13 protein-coding genes and 1 pseudogene are annotated in these 20,777 nt (G+C 41.9%); 2 read left to right on the forward strand and 12 right to left on the reverse strand.

What is annotated here, in order from left to right:
* Positions 1–57: 57 nt before the first annotated feature.
* The 3 genes from ADS79_RS03225 to ADS79_RS03240 all read right to left on the reverse strand — a co-directional run bounded on the left by ADS79_RS03225 (position 58) and on the right by ADS79_RS03240 (position 5,236).
* On the reverse strand, positions 58–2,037 hold the full coding sequence (locus ADS79_RS03225; protein WP_049737003.1) for a TnsA endonuclease N-terminal domain-containing protein: 1,980 nt from the start codon (positions 2,035–2,037) through the stop codon (positions 58–60).
* 159 nt (positions 2,038–2,196) lie between these two features.
* Entirely contained in the window at positions 2,197–3,588 is a 1,392-nt protein-coding gene (locus ADS79_RS03230) for a TniQ family protein (protein ID WP_049737004.1), read from the reverse strand.
* 907 nt (positions 3,589–4,495) lie between these two features.
* Complete coding sequence (locus tag ADS79_RS03240) at positions 4,496–5,236, reverse strand: class I SAM-dependent methyltransferase (RefSeq protein ID WP_152969573.1); 741 nt, start codon at positions 5,234–5,236, stop codon at positions 4,496–4,498.
* Between the two features lie 327 nt (positions 5,237–5,563).
* On the opposite strand from ADS79_RS03240, the gene ADS79_RS03245 reads away from it, so the two are divergent.
* Entirely contained in the window at positions 5,564–6,772 is a 1,209-nt protein-coding gene (locus ADS79_RS03245; RefSeq protein WP_049737007.1) for an IS110 family RNA-guided transposase, read from the forward strand.
* A gap of 449 nt (positions 6,773–7,221) precedes the next feature.
* Here the strand turns inward: ADS79_RS03245 and ADS79_RS03250 are convergent, their stop codons facing one another.
* The 3 genes from ADS79_RS03250 to ADS79_RS35920 form a co-directional block, all read right to left on the reverse strand.
* The gene (locus ADS79_RS03250) at positions 7,222–7,953 is read right to left on the reverse strand and encodes a YheC/YheD family protein (protein WP_049737008.1); all 732 of its coding nucleotides are present in this window, start codon (positions 7,951–7,953) and stop codon (positions 7,222–7,224) included.
* Positions 7,954–10,614: 2,661 nt separating this feature from the next.
* Positions 10,615–10,932: a C40 family peptidase gene (locus ADS79_RS03270; RefSeq protein ID WP_049737012.1), complete on the reverse strand. Its 318-nt coding sequence runs from the start codon at positions 10,930–10,932 to the stop codon at positions 10,615–10,617.
* Between the two features lie 931 nt (positions 10,933–11,863).
* On the reverse strand, positions 11,864–13,459 hold the full coding sequence (locus ADS79_RS35920) for a glycosyltransferase family 2 protein (protein ID WP_236699867.1): 1,596 nt from the start codon (positions 13,457–13,459) through the stop codon (positions 11,864–11,866).
* A gap of 583 nt (positions 13,460–14,042) precedes the next feature.
* Here ADS79_RS35920 and ADS79_RS03285 point away from each other — a divergent pair.
* Positions 14,043–14,203 (forward strand): annotated as a pseudogene (locus tag ADS79_RS03285) (transposase); the annotation flags it as partial.
* Between the two features lie 237 nt (positions 14,204–14,440).
* On the opposite strand, the gene ADS79_RS03290 reads toward ADS79_RS03285, so the two are convergent.
* Genes ADS79_RS03290 through nikA form a run of 6 tightly spaced genes read right to left on the reverse strand, consistent with a single transcriptional unit; the run spans position 14,441 to position 20,709 of the window.
* On the reverse strand, positions 14,441–15,205 hold the full coding sequence (locus tag ADS79_RS03290; protein ID WP_049737015.1) for an ATP-binding cassette domain-containing protein: 765 nt from the start codon (positions 15,203–15,205) through the stop codon (positions 14,441–14,443).
* Positions 15,202–16,392, reverse strand: coding sequence for a staphylopine family metallophore export MFS transporter CntE (gene cntE / locus ADS79_RS03295; protein WP_049737016.1), 1,191 nt, complete (start codon positions 16,390–16,392; stop codon positions 15,202–15,204). The genes ADS79_RS03290 and cntE overlap by 4 nt, the downstream gene beginning before the upstream one ends.
* A gap of 13 nt (positions 16,393–16,405) precedes the next feature.
* Positions 16,406–17,212 carry an ABC transporter ATP-binding protein gene (locus ADS79_RS03300; protein WP_049737017.1) on the reverse strand — a complete coding sequence of 269 codons (807 nt, stop codon included), beginning with the start codon at positions 17,210–17,212 and terminating at the stop codon, positions 16,406–16,408.
* Positions 17,213–17,222: 10 nt separating this feature from the next.
* Positions 17,223–18,098, reverse strand: coding sequence for an ABC transporter permease (locus ADS79_RS03305; RefSeq protein WP_236699868.1), 876 nt, complete (start codon positions 18,096–18,098; stop codon positions 17,223–17,225).
* A 2-nt stretch (positions 18,099–18,100) separates the two neighbouring features.
* Complete coding sequence (gene nikB, locus ADS79_RS03310) at positions 18,101–19,051, reverse strand: nickel ABC transporter permease (RefSeq protein WP_049737018.1); 951 nt, start codon at positions 19,049–19,051, stop codon at positions 18,101–18,103.
* A 17-nt stretch (positions 19,052–19,068) separates the two neighbouring features.
* Positions 19,069–20,709 (reverse strand): nickel ABC transporter substrate-binding protein, encoded by a 1,641-nt coding sequence (nikA, locus tag ADS79_RS03315; protein WP_049737019.1) that lies wholly within the window; start codon positions 20,707–20,709, stop codon positions 19,069–19,071.
* Positions 20,710–20,777: the final 68 nt, after the last annotated feature.

Below are 20,777 nucleotides of genomic sequence, written 5' to 3' on the forward strand. Positions count from 1 at the left end.
ATTGGGAATTAAGTGTCCAATTTTATCTAGTGGATACTGTCCACTTTAGTTTAGCAGTCACATGGGGTTTACTTCCTTCGTTACTTGCCTAACATTTTTCATGATTTGAGTGTTACCTAACAGATTATAAATAAACATAGTATTAGCCGTACCGAACAATCTCTCACAAACAGTGCCAAAACGTGGTTTTGCCCCCGGTCGCTTCTTTTTATGACATCGATTCAGCGCCAAGAGAGATTCAAAATATATACTTTCAAACTCCTTCCCCCCGTCCACTACTAGAAACTTTGGTAAACGAGAATGCCGCTTTACACACTCCCTTAATGTCATCATACAGGCACGATAGCTTGGTTTTTCAAATGTGACATGAATAGCTAAAATTCTTCGAGTGAATGCATCGACCATAAAAGTTGCCCAAGGCTTGCCTAAGTTTCTTTTTGTTTTTGAACAGACCAACTCAATATCAAGCTCCGTATGATCGATGTGACAGATTTCAAAAGGGCGATCTCCATGTCTTGGGGTCTTATAATCTATTTCCCAGTACCATTCTTCTTTGTCGTAGGCTGCTTTTTTTCCTTTTCTGTTTCTTTTTTGCTCGTATTTTGGTCTTAAATGAACATATTTACAAAATGTTGTGTAACTACACGCCTTTATGTTCCGATCTTTGCATTCTTCTTGATAAAGATTGAATACGGATAGCACATTTTTCTGCTTTATAGTCTCATATTGGTTTAAAATAAAATCCAAGGCTAATTCTTTTGACTCGACTGGCAGCTTATCTAGATGATTTCCCCTTCGCTTCTTTTCAGGTATTAGCCCCAAGAATCCATTACCAAATTTTCTTTCAGCATTATGGTATTTCGATATCCACCGCCTTACAGTCCGTGAAGGATGCTCTATTGGTGTAATGTAATCCTCTTGTAAACGCGGAGATATTATTTTATACCTCCTATTCGCCTCTTCAAGATCCTCTTTACTGGCCTGCCTCAAAATATTATGTGCATCTTGATCGTTCTCCGTATGAAATTGCCTATTTATCCCTTTTATCTTCCCTTGATTGGCTAAGGTCTTAAATGCTTCATAGGTTATGTCTGTGGTTAAATCATCATTGTCCTTTAGGAAAATGGAGTTTGTACCCACATTTGAAATGATCCATCTCTGTCCATCCCATTGAATTTCAGTACCTACTTGTACCTCTATAGACGAGGCTTGAACCTGTGTTTCGACTGTCGGAGTTCTTTCCATGAATTTGAATGCCTGTGCAGTCTGACTATCAATAAAAACAGGTGTACTAACCACGTCAACCATGCGATGAGTATGTAAATCTACATAAAGCTCCCCTAATACAATAAGAGAATAAATATCATCAGAAGTAAAAGCGGTTTCTCTTTGAGACAAGAGTTTTTCAACGGTTATTCCTGGATTGCCCTTAACTACATCCAAAATTGTCTGCATTGTTTTTTTTGATACAGCTAGCTCATCGTCCAATAGATAGTCCTCTAGAAGTCGAATGTTACTTTGGTATATCCAATTAATTTCCTTTGAAGATCTTACTCTAAAGGATAGATCAAACTGCTCTGCATACCTTTCACTCGGTGGGCAACGCCACTTTCCACTTTTATCTCTACAATAACGGGTGGGGGATCTCTCAGATAAGGATATGAGCTCCTCCTCTGTTTTCCATTCTTCCCATCCTATCCAGTCTGACGTGATTACAAAGAAATCGGGAGTATAATTATGTCCTCTATTTCGCCCATTCACTTCATACGTAATACAAAACAGGGATGGTTGATCGTAATACTCTAGTACATTTTCATCGTGTTCTTTTTCGTATATTGCAGCCAATTCTAAAGTATGACTTTCAAATTGGATGGCCATTCCCATTTTATTACTTGAGTAAAATCCCGAGACATTTTTCGCGTTGCTTTGTACACGACGAACAGGTTCAGAAGCCCTAATTTGTTGGATTACGTTTTGTGCTGTAGCTGATAAGTTATGTTTTAGACAAAGTAATTTGAACTCGTCTTCGCTTAACATTCATTCACCTACTTTACAAAATTGGACCTTTCTTATTGAAATGAAACAATTACTCCAATGAGTTGGTTGAATTAGTGTAGGAAAGTTGATTAAAGAATTGAAATTTGGGAGGTTTGAGAGAAGTGTTGAGTCTTTACCAGTAATCTACTTATTACACCATTATTCTACATTAAAATTGTTTTCCCTACTTCTTATACCAAGATCTTTTAAAGTTTGATACCATGCTTGTCGAACCGCCCTCTCTTTTAATATAGCTGGTTTGAAAATGACTCTCTCCACATTACGACTACTTGGATTGATCCCCAGTTGTAAACACAAAACAGTAGCTTGTCGAATCTGACCTTTAACTAATCTAAATCTAAGGTGTTTTCGCTGCTTGATCAAAACCTTATATTTTGCTGAAATCTTTCGACATAACTCAGGAAAATGTTTGTAAAGCTGCCTTCGGTCATATTTTATTTTTCTAGATACTGATAACATTGAATACGTATTACTACTACTGAGAATCTCCTCCAACTGAATTCTAACCGTGTCTTGATCAAACGGCCTGCTTAGTCGCCGATTCATTTTAAATGTATATAACTGCTTTGGTTTATCGATAAAAACCTCCATGTGTTCTTCTTTTATTAGTTGAATCAATGTAATGCCCAAAGTAAGACATATCTTTAATAATCCATCTAATGATGCCTTATTCTTTCCTCGATACCAATCCCAGACTGTTACTTTAGGCAATCCAGCCAAACGTGCAAACGTAGATACGCTTCCATGGCTAATGTTATTTATAAGTCCATTAATCCCTGAATTAAAATCGTACTTACCTGTTCGTGCCAAAAAATACGGACCATAGGAAATTAATTCCCCTAATAGCTTTGTCTTTTGAAGATGCTCATCATTTATAACTACATGTTTGTGATACTTACTACGAGTGTGGGAGGATGTTCCCAACCACTGGTGACAAAACGAACAGTATCCAGGCCTTGTATATCTATTTAGTATAGGTAACCTCTTTCCACAACTTGGGTTATTGCATGTAGTTTGTAAAGGTGTGTGATGACGCAAACACACAGTTGACCCTGAAATCATCCATATTAACGGATCATAAATGGGGTGGTCCTTTGATTTCCATTCTTCGTAACATTCTTGGCACCATGCCCTGTTCAAACGTAACACTCCTCTGTCGGGGAGTAACGTTGACCAGGGCAGCATCGTTAACGGCGCTAAATCTCCACGTTTAGTTAACATCTGAATCGCTTCTACGCATTCTTTTGCAATTTTCCCAAAACCGTTCATACTTACAGCGCAATCAGAATACCCTTTACCACCTCGATTTACGATTCGTGAAAAATAATCCTTCCCCATAACTGGTACAAGTTCTTTGATAACAAAGGTTCCGGTTTCGATACAATGGGCTTCAGCTAGCCTACAAATAAATCCAGTAAGGCTCTCAGTTAATTCAGTACCTAAACCCATTGGGCATAAGTGAAATAAACGACTCCGATTTGGAGTTTCTGGTATTGATATATCCCAACATTCAAATATTTCATAACTCATTTTTGTACCCCTTAGATTATTAATGGTATATAGGTTTTTACTGATAAGTAATAACACTATCCGAAGGTGTTCTATGGAAAATGTTTGATTGTTTGATTGTTTGATTCGTATAATATCTTAAATCTTGTTGTATCTATCTCGTTCTTTGTATGTAATATACGGCTTATAAAAACTTGTAACCCTTGTTCTACAAAATCATTGATGAGACTCTCGTATAGAGGCGTTCCTTTTTTTATCTCTTGAGGGATAGGATAAAAACCTATCCCTGGAGAAAATGTTTATCTCCTATACCAGCGCTCTTCATCCACTTGCTTTGAATAAGTCCCCCCCTTGATTTATAAAAAGTACGTATTGTAAACAAAGACAATTTTACCGATTAAATTTAACCTTACTTTGCAAAATTCTCTGCTATCATCTAATGTAGTATTCTCTAATAAGCAGTGTTTCTCACCCCATACTGAATGATGGTAGATATCATCATACATAATCGTGTAATCGCCTACCTTTTCAATGACGACAGGCGTAAGTATTCTCGCCAATATATAATGCATAATATCGCTCCTAATTTATATCCTCTTAATCATCCTTTCCAATCGCAGCACATATTAATATTTCATTAATAATTTAGATTGATTAAATATAAAGAAACAGCAAAAACTATGGCCTCGACACTAAATTTAGGAGTTATATATTACACAACTTTTTATTCAATGATTTGCTTAATGTCGTGAAATGCCCAATTAATGTTCAGAGAAAATAAAGTATTTCTGTAGTTCTTTATACCAATCTTAAAAGAACTACATGTTAATCGCATATGTACTTAGAAATCTAATTGGAAAATAAAAGAGGTATTCAGGAGCAAAAAAATACATTCCTGAATACCTCTTTTTATTCAACTAACGATACCCTATAGTTTTCTTGCTTTGACTACAAAAGTTACAGGCAGCATCTTTGCTTTTTTTGCAAAATCGCTGTTATCGTCCCGCAATTGCATGATTTCATCATCAGATTGCTCAATCATTTGCTCAATTACAAATCCCGCTTTTGCCAACGCATTCACATAGGTTGATAGTTTGCGGTCCGATAATGTTAGAGTGCCATCATCAAGAGATACCGAATACCAAGATTCATCGAAATAACATTTTTTAAAAGCAAGCCTATTATTTTCTGCAACAACACATTTGTGTATAGGGTGAGACCAACTGAAAATAAATACACCGTCTTTTTTAAGGTAAGATGCGATCCGGCAAAAAGTACCCTCAAGGTCGCTGGTCCAGCCTATGGCATAAATCGAATAAACAAAGTCAAAATAATCCACTGGTACGCCACATTCTTCTTCCATGGGAGAACAGATCAATTTTGTTGAAAGACCGCATGACTTCAAATGTTGCGCTGCCTTTTCGATTTGTTTTTCTGATATATCCATACCCCATAGTTCAGATGCTTTGCGTTCTCCATGATATTGCAAGGATTGACCGTTTCCACAGCCGATCTCCAGCATCTTTTTCCCCGAAACGTCGCCAAAAAGCTGGCATTTTTCTTCTGAGACAAATGCTCCATAGAAAGGAAGCACAATTGCTCCTAAGAAGTCATTTCCTTTTGTATCCCAATAGAAACTGTTTGTTTTATAAACAGAATTCTTATCCATACCGGCCCTCCCCAAATATTGTTCGATGGCTTGACCACTTATAACCATATTTTAACATAGGCATTTGAAGATAACTGCCCATTCGTATTATGTGATCAACCAGTTCTTTCTGGTTGATCCTTTTTGCATTTGCTCTGAGGATTAAGGTAGCCGGGTCGAACGCAACTGCCCGTGGGACTTGATCCCGAGCGCTATAATGTTCACCTCTACTTGTCATGACCATGATTGAGGCTGGTTGGGACAACGATCCCGTATCACATGCGATGCTGTGGAGCGACAAGAAGATTCATAGAGGCTACCGGTAAATTTACATCAAGGAGAGATTGGATGAATCCAGTTATCGGGTTAGATATCTCTAAAGAAGAAAGTCATGGTCAAGCTTTTTTAGACCGAGGAAAACCGTACAAAAAGACTTTTCACTTTGCACATACGCAGGAAGGTCTCGAGAAACTGCTTCAAGCGATTCGTGACGTTGAGGTTGTATCTGGAAAGCGCCCTACACTGATTCTTGAAGCGACTGGGCATTACCAAAGCCCAGTGGTTCAGTTCTTAGAAGAGCATCACTTTTTATTCATTGTTATCAATCCGCTCATTTCAAACCGCCTTAGAAAATCTAATCTTCGTAAGGTGAAAACGGATGCTGCTGATGCTTATCTTTTGGGCGAATTATACTATAGGGAAGAATTCGAACCTTTCAAAAAAAGGGGCGTTCAGTTGCTTAATCTGCGCTATCTAACGCGGCAATACGAGGCCTTTTCTAAGATGTGTGTGCAAACAAAGTTGCAATTCCAAGCCGTTTTGGATCAAGTTTTCCCTGCTTATAAAGGCGTCTTCGGTGCTATGTATTCTAGTGTTTCACTACGGTTTTTATACGAGTTTCCAACATCATATTCAGTGATTCAAACCGATTCAACAATGCTAAAATCCAAGATCAGTCTTCTACTTTCTTCAAAACGTGGTCGATCAGAAGATTGGATGAACGAGCGAGTTCAAAGGTTGCTGGATGCAGCAAAACAAAATCCATTCCAGCAAACAATGTACGCAAGCCACTTCATTAATCTAAAAATCCTAATCACCCTTATTCTTCAATACCAGGAGCATCTTGCTGAATTGGATCAGAACATAGATGCCCTGGCTAAAGAGATTGAAGAGTATGATTTAATCCAGTCGATTCCCGGTATTGGCCATAAAATTGCGGCAACAATTTTATCGGAAATTGGTGAAATCGACCGATTTGATCACCCAAAGAAGCTGGTCGCCTTCGCTGGCATAGACCCGAGTGTTTTTGCTTCAGGAAAGTTCACCGCAACTCGAAATCGAATCACAAAACGTGGTTCTCGGCAGCTTCGGTACGCGCTAGTAATGGCCGTCCAATGTGGGCTTATCCGCTCTCGCAATACACGGATAAAGGAGTTTTACGACCACAAAAGAGCTGAAGGAAAGCCTCATAAAGTGGCACTAGTAGCATGCGCGAATAAGCTAGTTCATTGGCTTTATGCCATTTTAAAAAGTAAGAAGTCATTCCGTCCTGATTAACAAAAAGTTAATGGTATAACCTTCCAACAGATCTCAAATTGGGAGGTTATTTGGCATGCTTATTTTTCACTATACCACATGATTTATAATTACTAAGCTGGGAATGTTGACAAGCTATTAGCTGGTATAGCTCAGCCGGTTGCACCGATGAGTTAAACAGAGCTTTAATTTTTTCTAGATAATCTGTTTCATGATTTAGATGAGGTGACATTCTTAGAACCTTCACTAAACCGACTTGAATGGGCGACCCCAGCCGCAAACGTATAGACATAAATGTAGGAACCCTCTACGTTGAATACGTTGTTTTAAGAGTCAAGATATCACGTAAACGAAGTAACATTTTCGGTAAAATGCGTTACTTTGTTTACTATGAATAGCATGAACTAAACGAGTTAAGATAACCGCGTTTGATTGGCGGTACCTCATATAGGGCGATTTAGATGAATTTATCAACGCCGCTGGTAAATTTTTTGGTAACGGAGTATCTTCTGGTATATGCTTTTGTCTTTAAGCGATTTGAAACCGTATATGGCAGGACGGGTATTCACTTCAATAACCCACTCTTTTAGGTAGCGGTCAACACCAACGTCAAGACCGATCTCTTTAAGGTTCTTGTAGGCACTGTTCAACTGACGAGCGGTACGCGTCCCCAGACTTCTGAGCCTCTGTTTACACTGACTGAGGTTGTTTACGTTTTTCCCTAAAAGTAACTCAACAGGCTTTGAACTACCGCCCTTGCAAACGTTCGTTATGATCTTCTTGGGATGCCCCAAACGTCCGATCACGCCTGTCGTTTCCCACTTGCCTTTCGGGTTTTTCTGCACCATCACTCTTAGATCAAAGGAGCGTCCGTTGTACTGTAATAAGTTAACCCCACGTTGGATGATATAGGAACGGTTTTTCTTTTTCTTGTCTATGAAACTAGCCAAACTGTCAAAGGATTTGAAAGTCCTAGCGGTCGTCTTTAGCTGGTATTTATAATGTCCCCCCGACTTCTCTACACGCATGACGCCACTACCGCCCGTTCCCGTGTTCGGTTTAACGTAGACCATCTTGTACCTTTCAAGCATTGCTTTTAAAGTTGATTTGCTGTACCACTTCGTCGAAGGAACATTCTGGCTAAGTTCCTTATTACGTAATAACACTAAAGTCTTATTCCACTTACTCGCTACGCTTCCCATACGGTCCCCCCTACATACGATAATCAGTAACAGTATAAGTTATGTATCAAGGGGACTTGTTGACTGTGCTAATATCGTAAGCCATCCTGCTCGTTAACGCAGCAAGCTTCGGGGAATTGAACCCGTAGCCATTAAAGAAACTTTTGATCACACATCATCCTAGTCCAAATATCAATACAAGCTTTCAACAAATCGTTGAGTAGAAAGACATAAAAACGGCATTACCAGTAAAACCCATACGTTTGCGGGTGGTGACAGTACGCTGGTACTACCCCTTTTAATGAGGCAATAAGTAATAATTTGGATGACTACTTTGGTACAATCAATGGAGAGGGTGATAGGGATACAGAAATCCCTTCTCCACAACTGGCTTAATTTTGACTGGTAGCAGTTAAACGGAATGGCAAGGGAATTACTACACTGTTTTTTAAATTAGAAAAATTCCTATTGTATTAAATGCCGCATCAATTAGCACAATTCTTTAGTCTACAGGCTCGTATCAGTTGCCAATCTTCTCTCAATTGCATTCTCTATTCCATACAGAGAGAAGCGAGGTGATTGAAATGGCTCGAATTAGAACAGACATTGTAGTGATAGAGTTTACCCGTAGAACTGTGAATGGTCGACGGGTACGAATTATCCAAGCAGTTCGGATCATCGGTACTGCGTCACCGTGTAATGTAGTAGTCGGTCGACGTGTGGGTCCAGTTCGACGTTGTTTGTTGAATAACAGATTCCGTATTGTGTCAACGCATCGAAATACGCTGGTCTTTGAACGGAGGACCTAACTCAAGTAACAACTCATTACAACGGTAGCTCCAACGGGGTTACCGTTGTTAGCGGTTTTTTTATTGTTTCAGGAGACTATGCATTTACACACATTTATGTGGAGCTGCATAAGATGATCCAGAAGTTAACTAATACTTCCCCCTTGTTCGGACGCCATCCAATCTGGCGTCCTATTTAATTTGTATTTACTCGTCCATTAACTACCTAACTATTAATTAGACTATGAAAAACTGCATGCACAACGATTACGACGATAGAGAAACACGTTGATTGTATATGCACAACGTTTCGACGATTAATCTGTGTGTTTTTATCATTTTTTAGTACAGATAAGCTCAACTTTGTTAAAAAAATCAGACTAACTCCGCCTTGTGGTACCAAACAAAGTTGGTACTTTTTTGTTTATATGCGCGTTCAGCAAGGCATTAATTGCTAGTTGGTGAAAGTCCAACCGAGGTAAGAGCCAAGTCGCCTTGTAGCTGACAGGCAACTAGCGGAGAGATCCTACGGTTGAAGCTCTGTGACAAAGTAACTCCAAGAAGAGTGCGAGCAAATCAACAGACCGTAACATAAAGTGAATCCTGCCGCTTCGTGAAAAGAGACCATCGTAAGATGGACAAGGAGGTTTGGGGTTGATGCCATGCAACACGAAAAATACGCTTGTAACAGCTCTTCATATCTTTCTCCACCTATAAAGGCCACCAGCAAAGTGGCCGCTTCCATGATTCGATCCCTTTCCTTTTACAAAATCAACAACAATGTGAAAACCATGAAAGAGATGAGTACCTTGGAAGAAATCATGGAGCCGAATACTGCGAGAAACGGTAGACAGGTAAGAATTATTCAAAAAGCGAGAATTATTAGAAGTGCCTTCCCATGCAGGGTATAATACACGGAGTGGAAGGCGTGCGTTTCGCGCTCAGCGTTGCTGATTGAATCACGGGTTCCGGCTGGTGTCCTTCAGTCGTAACGTATTGATCTTTGAACGCAGAACCTAATGAAACTAAAGAAAAAGACGGTACCCTCTGAAAGAGCTAGGGGTCGCCGTCTTTTTTTCACTAAACGAATGAATCTCCCTCCCACAGGTAAAAACCTGAAGAGAGGGATTTGAAATGAATATTACTTCTGTTCTTTACTGGTTTCCGTATCGGTATCAACGGCTCCTTGGTCGTCGCTGGTTTCCGTGTCGGTATCAACGGCTCCTTGGTCGTCGCTGGTTTCTGTGTCGGTATCAATGGCCCCTTGGTCATCGTTGGTTTCCGTGTCGGTATCAACGGCCCCTTGGTCGTCGTTGGTTTCCGTGTCGGTATCAACGNTCGGTATCAACGGCCCCTTGGTCGTCGTTGGTTTCCGTGTCGGTATCAACGGTTCCTTGGTCATCGTTGGTCTCCGTGTCGGTATCAACGGTTCCTTGGTCATCGTTGGTCTCCGTGTCGGTATCAACGGCCCCTTGGTCGTCGTTGGTCTCCGTGTCGGTATCAACGGCCCCTTGGTCGTCGTTGGTTTCCGTGTCGGTATCAACGTTACCATGATCATCGATAGTTACATTCTGTTCAATGAGATCATTTACCTTTTGACCATCCGGTGTTTGTGTGTTATCGATTGCAACTTGAGTTGCAATGTTATTTTCTGGAGTAAGCTCTGCTGCATGTGCAGGTGAATTGGAAATACTAGCCACTCCTCCTCCAATAAGTGTGATAACCAATGCTGATTTCATTAGATTCTTTTTCATGATGTTCCTCCTGAATGCTAGTTTTAATTGTTTTCAGACCCTTGTCCTTCGGCCTAATCTTCATTTTTACTTCAAAACAAATTTTGGTGGTTACTGCTACACTCGGCCAGCACCAACATAATGGTTCTCCACCAGCCCACTTACCATGTTGCTATAGGTAACGCCACCTTTACCATGGTATGAAGAATCTTTTTATTTCCAGCGTAAATACCTAAATGTCCAATTCGGTTAATTGAATTAGCGCTATATTTCATCGTAGCATTTGTTGAAAAGAAGACGAGAACGTCCACTTCTAGATTGTTTCGCGAAACTTTGGTTGCTTTTTTGTATTGCGAACTTGCTCCACCTCTTCTCAAATCTTTCCATGTCCCTTCACGGTATGCCCACATGGTAAACTCTGAGCAGTCCATGGTGCTTTTATTCGATCGACTTGAAGCATTTTTATATGGTGTACCCAAGTACTTTTCTCCAGCTTTAATAACGGCACTGTTGCCCCACTTGAGGCAAACTGGTTGGGCTGTTGTTAATAGATTTAATCCTGCGTCGATAGAACCGTTGTCAGTGTTTCTTTTTCTTTAGACCTCTTATGGGTAGAACCTTTCTTAGAGATCTTTTACCAGAAGATCGATTTTCGTCAGTTACATACTCAAATTTTTTTTGCTAGAAGATCGTTTCTCGACAGATTCCTTGTGCGTTGATCGCTTGCCAAAATCTTTCTCCCCAAGAGTTTGATGTTTCTGATGACTTTGATGGTGATCCTTTTGTAGCAGCGTGTGCTTGTCCGCTGACTAATAGCGATTTACACATAAGTACAACTGCTGCTGAGTTCATTTCCCATCCTCGGTTGATCATATTTCTCACCCTCCTTGGCGTGTTTATGTTGTTACAGCCTTAATGATACATATTAAATCTGAGAATATATCTAAAGCTAAATTAAAATTAGCTTATAATTTCCTGATAGAAATCTAAGAGAAATGATTCAATTTACACAGGATTCTCAAATATTGATGAGAATCGCCAGATACAACTTCTCGGCTCTGAATAACATTGTTTGGAATCATCTTCAAATCCAATGTGTTTGGCAAAATAAAAGTACACACTTTGGCAACCGAAAGGTGCAGACCATTTCCGAAAATTAAAAAAGCCTTGCTAAACAACCCTCTACTCTTCTATTTGGCGAACAGATAGGAGAGGGATGAAAGGAATGCTGGCAATTGCTCAACAACACTATATGGGGTACCGCCAGCAAAACGCGGTTTGTTGGCGGTACCCCCTATTAATCTATGGCGCTACAAAAGTCGAAAATGCAAAATGAAAGTTGGTTTCCATGCCGGTGAAAATAAAAACCGTTGCCCCCACTATGGTGACAACGGTTACTTTATGTTTACGTCATGTTCGTTTCTTTAGAGACTTTTCTTTTATATACGAGAAAGCCTCAAGGTAATCCCCTAAGCTAGTCAAGCTTTGCTTCCTTTTTTTCAATCCCGCCCTGCTCTTTCCTACGTGAATCTCATCTATAATGCTATATGAGTTAGCAATTCGCAATTCCTGTTCAAGAGCGATCGCATGCGCTAATGGAGGGATGTGTAAATGGTGGACACCGATCGTGGTAGCCGCTTCCTGCTTGATCGCGAAAGGAAGATCGTTCATCGATGAGACTCCCAGCTCATGGCGGTCAAATAAGCTATTGAGATACCTCCTGGCCAGTACTAAAGTAGAGATCTCACTGGTTTCAGATAGGGGGATTTTGTTGGTCTTTCGCAATGCAACATCAACATCGCGATAACAAGCACTGGCAAAAGGCTGCAGCTCCTCCGCGCGTATCACCTTGTCCCCACATAGAAACAGCCAGACGTCTCCGGTAGCCTCCTGTGCTCCGATCGCTCTCCACATATCTTGCCCTAATGGAAAGGGGTAAACGTAGGTCGTCATCGAATAAAAAGAATGGTTTAAGATGAACTCTAGGGAACGGTCGTGACAGCCATTGACTACAACCAAAATTTCTTTCGGATATAGTCGCTTCGCCTGTTGGAGAACTCTTTTGATGGTGGCTTCATCCTGTTGAACAGAAATGATGACGCTAAGCCTGGTGCGATTTTCGATTTTTTGGGAGGATGTGATTCGCTTCTTGTTATTTCTTTTTGCGGGTTCGTGTCCGTTTCGCTTGGTATTTGCTCCCCCCTCGCCCTCCCAGTCATTCGGTTCCTGAAGGTAAACCGACCGTAAATGAAGTGACCCGGGGACTTGCAATATATTTCTGTAGCGTTCACCATCCAGCAATCCGCCTCGGGAGCCCTTGCCTTGCGTCAGAAGGGTGATCGCCTCCATGTGATCATCTAAGATTTTACTGGTGTTTTTTATCATGGTCTGGACAGGAGCTTGATTCCAAACCAAGGGGCAGCTTGGCTGGATCCATTTGACGGAAAGGTTATGAACGATTGCCTTCACTTGCGCAAGAGGTGGAACGGCCAACGATTCATACCCAACCTGCTCGAATGCCTTCCTATTTAGTGCGTAGGGAATCTTGTACATCGATCCGGTTCTCATATCCGCATTTCCTGTCAAGTGGTTTAACAGCTGGAACGCCAGTTTCTCCGGCGTACTTTTCTCTTGAGAAGAAGGACCGGAATCCGAGGTTATGACCACGTCCCAGCCCTGTTTGATTGCCTTTACATATTTTCTCAAGTCTTGCAACGGTACGGACAGCCTCTCGTCCAGAAAGAGCAGTTCGTCTCCTCTGGCGTGATACCCACCGATGGCTCTCCCTTCGTCATAGGTGAAGTGTGAACCTACATGGATGACCCGTGCTCCAGAGCCATGTGCCAACAAAGACGTAATGGGTGCATCACCCGTGCAAACCACGATCACTTCGATCGAAGGAGATAGTTTTTTTACCAAATTGATCATATGTGGTATCTTAACTGCCTCGTCACTCGCTGGGATGATAACGGACAGTTCAGGTCTTTCGTTTTCAACGTTTTCCATCTCGTCTCCCCCGGCAATGAATTGGATTTCTCCTCCTACTGTACGCGCATGGCACCTTGTTGGACACGGCACCTATCCTCTTATAGACGTGACGTGTGTAGGGGAAAAAAACCGTCATGGCACCCTGTTGTAAACGGTATATAATGCTACTACTCTGGCAGATGTATCCGGGAGACGAATCACATCATCCTTCGGTGTGAATTCTACAGATGTTACTCTGGAAGCTGATTTTACAGTAAGTTCTGACTGCTCCTTTAGATATATCAAGGATGTAGATGTAGATATAACCGCAAAAGGTTGGTTACGGTAATGATTTTTATTAATTTTGACACTGACTAGATTTAAATACTGGTAAAACTAAAGCCTGGGTATATGGTACAGGTGACCTTCACCAACGGACAACACCACTTGGTAATATTGTTTACAACTACGATTCAGTAGAAATGGAACACGCAAGGTGAAAACTGATGCGATCGATGCTTATCACTTATGTGAGCTGTATTACAAGGAGGAACTACAACATCATAAGAAAAGATGGTTACAGCTCTGTTAAATCTCCGTAATCTTACAAGACAGCACATCAGAAATTGAAGAATATAAGATTATCCAATCTATCGCTTCCCTGGTATCGGAGAAAAAATCGTGGCAACGATTATCTCTGAAATTGGTGAGATAGAGCGGTTTAATCACCCTAAAAAACTTGTTGCCTTTGCCGGAATCGATCCTAGTGTGCATTCTTCTGGTATACTGCAACCAAAGAGGTTCCAGCAGGCTACTTTGCCGCCGGCTTCCTCCAGATTCCACCTCACGGTGGACACCCTTGCCTTGAGCTAACGGTTGGTACAGCAAACCCCCGTTCGGGACTTACACCCTAGAGCTATCGCCCATGCTGGGCGCACCCAAAACAAAAAACCCTTGATTTCAAGGGTTTTTACTTTTTTTACGCTCTTCTTCAGTTGGATAGGACATCCCTATCTTTCCCTATCCATGGATGATCCTTTTCGAGGCAGGATGCACACAATGAAACATATGGGCAGTTTCCATTGTTTCCACTATTCTGCCTCGCTCGATGATTGCAACCTCGTCAGACAAGACGTTCACCGCTAAAACATCATGAGAAATAAACAAGTAGGAGAGACCGATCTTTTCCTTAAGCTCTCTGAGATGATACAAGATCTGTTTCTGTACAATCATATCCAGACTGCTTACCGGCTCATCGAGCACAATCATCTTTGGTTTCAAGGCAATCGCTCTTGCAATATTCACGCGCTGAAGCTGCCCACCGCTCATCTGATCAGGCATTTTTTCCATATCTGTTGTAGCAAGACCTACAGTCTCCAGCAATTCGGCTATGACGAGCTTCTCTTCTTTCGCAGATAACCGTTCATAATTGCGGAGAGGTTCTCCGATAATCTGTTTGACCGTCATTCTCGGATTCACCGCAGAATAGCAATCTTGAAAAACGACCTGTAAATCTCGGCGTAACCTTTTTCTTGTGTGACGATCCGAACGGTACAAATCCATTCCTTGGAACCCTACACTGCCACTGTCAGGAGGGAGAAGGCCAAGCACAATTTTCCCTAATGTACTTTTGCCCGCTCCACTCTCTCCTAAAATCCCTAAGCACATTCCCGGCTCTACTTGAAAAGTAACATCTGTCACTCCTGACCCCGCCTGCTTCCCTGTTCGAGACCATCCAGAAGACCCATAGGTTTTAGTTACTTGATTCACCACCAAAAGACTCATTTTACCACCGCCTTTTGCGAACGATACAGAAGGGCAAGTATGAATGTAGCCATACCTACGATCACCGCTGCTCCCAGCATCGCCTGATAGGAAAGTGCGTCAGCTATCCATCCCATGAAGAAAGCTCCAGACGATGTGCCGAAATCAGCAGCTGCAATGAACCATCCGATGGAATAACCCCGATTCTCTTCTGGGACGACAAACGATATGTACGTCATCAGCGTAGGGTACAGAAGGGATAAGGCCAGTCCGTTGCAAATCGCCGACAAAATTAACACTGGGGTAGATAGCGACCATGATAGCAATAACGGAGAAAGAGTAAAACAAACGATAAGAGCGGCGATTAACCATTTTGGAAAAGTTCCCGTGGAGGGGATGTATTTACGACCAAAAAAACGGATGACGATCAAAACCGCTGTCTCCGTCAAGAAATAGAGCGGAGCAGAACCTAGGCCGCGACTTTCTAGATACAGTGGCAAGAATGTTGGCGCCACACTGAACACGATAGATGCCAGTAACATAATCATCGACGGAACGAACAGCGCCTTGGCAAACCTCTTTTCTTTAACGTCTTGTGATCCGTCTCCGGTGTCTTCAGATTTTTTCGCCAAGTTAACATCCATATCCCGATAAAGGCGTGTCCCCATCAGAATGTTGCAAAAGCCCAATCCAGCAAAGATCAGTAGCATGCTCGTCATGGAGACTTCATCTTTCATGTACAACACAAGAGCAGGCACAAACGTATACGGTACCATTGATGACAATGACAACAAGGACAACCCCTGGCCCCGCATTTTATCGGTCAACAGATCCATAATGATCAAATGGATGGTCATGGAGAAGAAAGCCAATATCGCCCCTTGCAACGCGCGCATGAATGCAAATGCCCACAGATTTTCCAAGGTGTAAGAAGTAAGAACAAGCGCATTCAAAATAAGTGCAACCATAAAAATCTTTTTCGAACCGTATCGATCCACGACCGCTCCTGCCAATGGACGAAGGAACATCGATACAAACATATAAGCTCCCATGATCATCCCAATTTCCGATCGCCCTGCACCCAAGCTTTGCGAAAAAAATGGCAATGCAATAATTAGCATATGATTCGTTGCATAAAAAACAAAAGCAACGGCATAAAGCCAAACGGCACGGTTTGAGAAAGGACTTTCCTTAGCTATAGCATTCAATTCCGTTCGACTCCTATCCAATTCTGCTCTCAGCAACCATTCTAGCATCTAGAAGCAGCTTCGTATATTCGTGCTTTGGGTTGGTAAAAAGCTGTGTTGCTGGAGCGATTTCCACAATCTCTCCCTGCTTCATAACAGCTACTTCGTCAGCCAACTCGTTAATCACTTCCAAATCGTGAGAAACCAGCAAAATCGCAGTCTCCCCTTCTTTCTTGATCTTACGAAATGCCTCAACGACCGTCCTTCTATTTACATTGTCCAGCGCAGTAGTTGGCTCGTCAGCAATCAAGAGTGCAGGTCGCATCGCTATGGATAACGCAATCATTACACGTTGCAACATGCCTCCACTCAATTCAAATGGATATCGTTCCAATACTTTTTCTGGGTCAGGTAAATTCATTTCCTTCAAGCATTCAAGCGCAACATTTTTAGCCTGGATTTTCGACATAGCGGTATGGGTTCTGATGGTCTCCACAAATTGTTTTTCAATGCTCAGTACAGGATTAAAGGCATTCATTGGGTTTTGCATAATCAAGCACATATCCTTCCCTCTCAAATTGCGCATTTGCTTGGAAGTCATACCCGTCAACTCTCTACCTTGCAGACGAATGCTGCCCTGCATGATGGCATGCTTTTGCAATAACTGTAGAATCGCCAGACAAGTCAGTGATTTGCCACACCCACTCTCTCCCACAATCCCTAGGACTTTACCTGCCATGATCTGAAAAGATACATCTCGAACAGTAGATACCTGCCCATGATTCGTATGAATTTGTATATTCAATCCGTTCACATCAAGCAAAATGTCTCTTTTGTTCATTGCCTTTAACCTACCTTTCGCTGACCGCAGCTTTGGCTAGCTTTCGGATAGATTTTGTGTATCCCTTTTTCTCACTCAAAGCTTCCCCCAAGACATTAAGTAGAGATACCATAGCGAAAATCATCAACCCTGGTACAATCATTAATCGTGGCTCACTACGCAAGAACGATTTGCCTTCATTTATCATGGCCCCCCATTCCGGAGTAGGAGATTGAACGCCTAATCCGATAAAAGATAAGGCTGAAATATCCATGATCACCCAACCAATTTCGAGCGTAACAACTACAATCAGGGAAGGCATCAAATTCGGGATAATATGACGGATTAAAATTTGAAACGTCGATGTCCCACATATTTTGGCTGCGACAATATAATTTTGCTTTTTCAAATCCCGTACCAATCCGCGAATAAATCGACCGTAGTAAACCGACTGAACAATAATCAGAGCAATCGCCATCTGCTTCCACCCTGCTCCCCACATTGCAATCAGGCTGATCGCAAGGATCAAGGAAGGAAATGCGAGAATAGCATCACATGCACGCATGATTACGCTATCGATTTTGCCGCCTATAAAACCTGCACAACAACCGATACATAGACCAATTACCAAGCAAGATGACACAATCAATAAAGCAAGGCTCAAAGAAACTTGAGTACCGTAAAGTAGCCTTGAGAATACACATCTTCCTAATTGATCTGTACCAAGTGGGTATTCTGCTGATGGACTCTCCAGTTTATGTTTTAAATCAACAAAATTCGGATCATGCGGAGCAAGTAATGGGGCAAAAAGTCCGGCGAGAACAATGAATGCCAACAGTAAACCGCAAAACCAAATGATCATTTTGCGAACAGAGACTCTTCCTACCATTTCCTTGTTGCCACCCATTTTCACTCCTCCTCCCCATTCACTTGAGTCAAACGGGGGTCTAAGAAAGCTTGAATCACATCGGCAGCCAGACTACCTATCACAAAGACTATCGCCATTACCAAGACATAGCTTTGAATGACCGGATAATCCCGATGGTATACTGATTCCAAAAAAAACCCGCCCATCCCCGGCATAGAAAAAACTTGCTCCACAATTACGGTGCCCGCAAACAATTTTCCAAGATTCATCCCTGCAGCAGTCACAACTGGTCGTATCGCATGGCGAAGAACATGTCTTCCTACCACAGCAAATGTCCCAAGTCCCCTAGCCTGTGCATATAAAACATAAGGTTCTTCCAATCCCTCCAGTAAGCCAGTCCTCAATAATCGAGAATAGGTAGAAATGAGAGCAAATGCCAGGGTTAGGGCAGGAAGCACATAATGTTGCCAAGTATCTGCCCCTTGTAATGGGAACCAATCCCATTTTACTGACAAGAAGTAAATCAATAGGTAGGCAAGCCAAAACTGCGGAACCGATGCCCCTAAAAAAGCGAGTATGCGACAAACATGATCAATCAGTTGATTTTTGCGGAGAGCGGAAGCAATGCCAAGAGGAATACTTACGAGTATCGCAAGTACCAAACTTATTAAAGCCAACGAAGCAGTGATCGGCAATCTCGCCGCTAACTCCTGAGAAACTGGCAATTTACTGAAAAAGGAAGTCCCGAATTCCCATTGACATAGATGCCACAACCAGCTCCCGTATTGGGTCCAAAAAGGCTGGTCCAGACCTAATTGAGCACGGACTGCTAGCACCGCTTCTTCTGTAGGGACAATATTGGATACCGACAAATAGGCTCTTGCAGGATCTACAGGCGAGAGATGCAAAAGCAAAAAAGAAACAAACGTAGCCCCCAATAAAATGGGGACTATGGCTGCAAATCTTTTCAGGATAAAAAGGGATATGTTCATAGTAGGAACACCTTATCTTATTTTTGGATATCCAGCGTGTCAAACGGTGTTTCGTCACGGTGAGCCGGGAATTTCAAATCTTTTACATAACTTGGGTACACAGCAATGTTGGTCAAATAAGAAACAGGTAAGTAAGTCGCTTGTTCATGCAAAGTCGTAAAGATGGAGGTATAAAGCTGTTGGCGTTCTTTCTCATCAACGGTCAACAATACATCTCTCATCTGTTTGTGAAGCTCATCTTTCATTGGCAAGCCCTGTTGCGACTCAAAAATTCCATATCCTTGCTCATAGTTCGTAGAGACGAACGAATGCGGATCATAAGGAGCTCCATACGTATTCCAGAACAGTAAATCAAAATCAGCACTTACCATCCGTTTATTGCGCAGTTCTCTCTCAAGTCCAGTTGTTTTTAGGGCAACACCTATTTGCTGCAAATCTGATTGAATCGCTGCGCTCATCGGTTTCTCAATTTCGTCTGGCCCCATATACACGAGCTCAATCTCTAGAGGTTTTCCGTCTTTTTCACGGATGGTTTTCCCAGCCGGGAGTGTCCATCCTGCTTTATCCAGCAACGCCTTAGCCTCTTCTACATTGTAATCGTAAGACTTCAAACCAATATTCGCATAAGGGAAGTTACTGGAGATGATTGTATCTGCCACTTTTTCAACACCATTTGTTACTCCATCCACCATGGCCGTTTTGTTTACCGCATGCTGCAAGGCCAAACGTACATTCAGATCAGCAAAAGGGCCCTTAGAAGTATTTACAATCAGGGCGCGGCTGGCTACAGGGTCAGAGATGGTTGTTTCAAATTTTCCAGATTTCTTCAAGCTTACAAATGAGTCAAGGCTGATAACACCTTCTCCATATATGAGGTCGATATCACCTTTCTCCAATGCAAGAACACGTGCCTCACCATCTGGAATAACCTTTACAACAAGTTTGTTAAGCTTTGGTTTCGTACCCCAATAATTTTCGTTTCGAGTAAATACAGCCACTTCGTCTTTTTTATATTCTGTGAGCTCCCATGGTCCCGTTGTGACTGGCTTTTTTATTCCATTTGCGGTGTTACCGTCATCTGGGAACCCTTCATCCCCCAAGAAGCGCAAAGGACGTACAACAGCAAACTCTTGTAGCGCCGGATAGTAGCGATTCTTTAATGTAATTTTAAATGTATTGGCATCGACTACTTCTGTTTTGTCAATTTGGCTGATGAGACCCAACCAGCTGTGCATATCACGGTTCTTCAAAATCGTGTCGAAGTTTTTCTGAACCACTTTTGCGTCAAATTCTGATCCGTCAGTGAACTTTACGTTTTTTCGCAAGTGGAATGTGTACTCTTTCCCATCCTCAGAAATATCCCATGACTCTGCCAGCTTCGGCACAAGCTTTCCGCCTTCTCCATAATCGATTAGCGGTTCGTAATACATCCCTTGGGCAAAAAATTCATTCGGTGTATACTCGTGCGGATTCAACGGCCCGATATCTTTTGGCCATGAAATAGTCAATGTCTTATCCGCTGTTTGCGAAGCTGACTCTGGCTGCTTCACAGAAGATTCGGATGGTTGACTTGATTGCGTATTACATCCAGCAAGCATGATTGAAAAAATCAGGACTAGAAGGAATGGTACATATAGCCCTTTAAACTTACATAACATATTCTTTCATCTCCTTAAATACTCCTTGCGATTAATAATGATTATCATAATTACTTGGACAGTTTATT

The sequence above is a fragment of the Brevibacillus reuszeri genome, assembly GCF_001187725.1.
GTDB classification, from domain to species: domain Bacteria; phylum Bacillota; class Bacilli; order Brevibacillales; family Brevibacillaceae; genus Brevibacillus; species Brevibacillus reuszeri.

Bases quoted from the DNA above. Each gene is read 5' to 3' on its own strand.
- ADS79_RS35920 (WP_236699867.1), bottom strand. From the start codon at position 13,459: ATGGAAAACGTTGAAAACGAAAGACCTGAACTGTCCGTTATCATCCCA.
- nikA (WP_049737019.1), bottom strand. From the start codon at position 20,709: ATGTTATGTAAGTTTAAAGGGCTATATGTACCATTCCTTCTAGTCCTG.
- ADS79_RS03250 (WP_049737008.1), bottom strand. From the start codon at position 7,953: ATGGGAAGCGTAGCGAGTAAGTGGAATAAGACTTTAGTGTTATTACGT.
- ADS79_RS03305 (WP_236699868.1), bottom strand. From the start codon at position 18,098: ATGGGTGGCAACAAGGAAATGGTAGGAAGAGTCTCTGTTCGCAAAATG.
- ADS79_RS03245 (WP_049737007.1), top strand. From the start codon at position 5,564: ATGAATCCAGTTATCGGGTTAGATATCTCTAAAGAAGAAAGTCATGGT.
- ADS79_RS03290 (WP_049737015.1), bottom strand. From the start codon at position 15,205: ATGAGTCTTTTGGTGGTGAATCAAGTAACTAAAACCTATGGGTCTTCT.
- ADS79_RS03240 (WP_152969573.1), bottom strand. From the start codon at position 5,236: ATGGATAAGAATTCTGTTTATAAAACAAACAGTTTCTATTGGGATACA.
- ADS79_RS03300 (WP_049737017.1), bottom strand. From the start codon at position 17,212: ATGAACAAAAGAGACATTTTGCTTGATGTGAACGGATTGAATATACAA.
- ADS79_RS03230 (WP_049737004.1), bottom strand. From the start codon at position 3,588: ATGAGTTATGAAATATTTGAATGTTGGGATATATCAATACCAGAAACT.
- ADS79_RS03225 (WP_049737003.1), bottom strand. From the start codon at position 2,037: ATGTTAAGCGAAGACGAGTTCAAATTACTTTGTCTAAAACATAACTTA.
- nikB (WP_049737018.1), bottom strand. From the start codon at position 19,051: ATGAACATATCCCTTTTTATCCTGAAAAGATTTGCAGCCATAGTCCCC.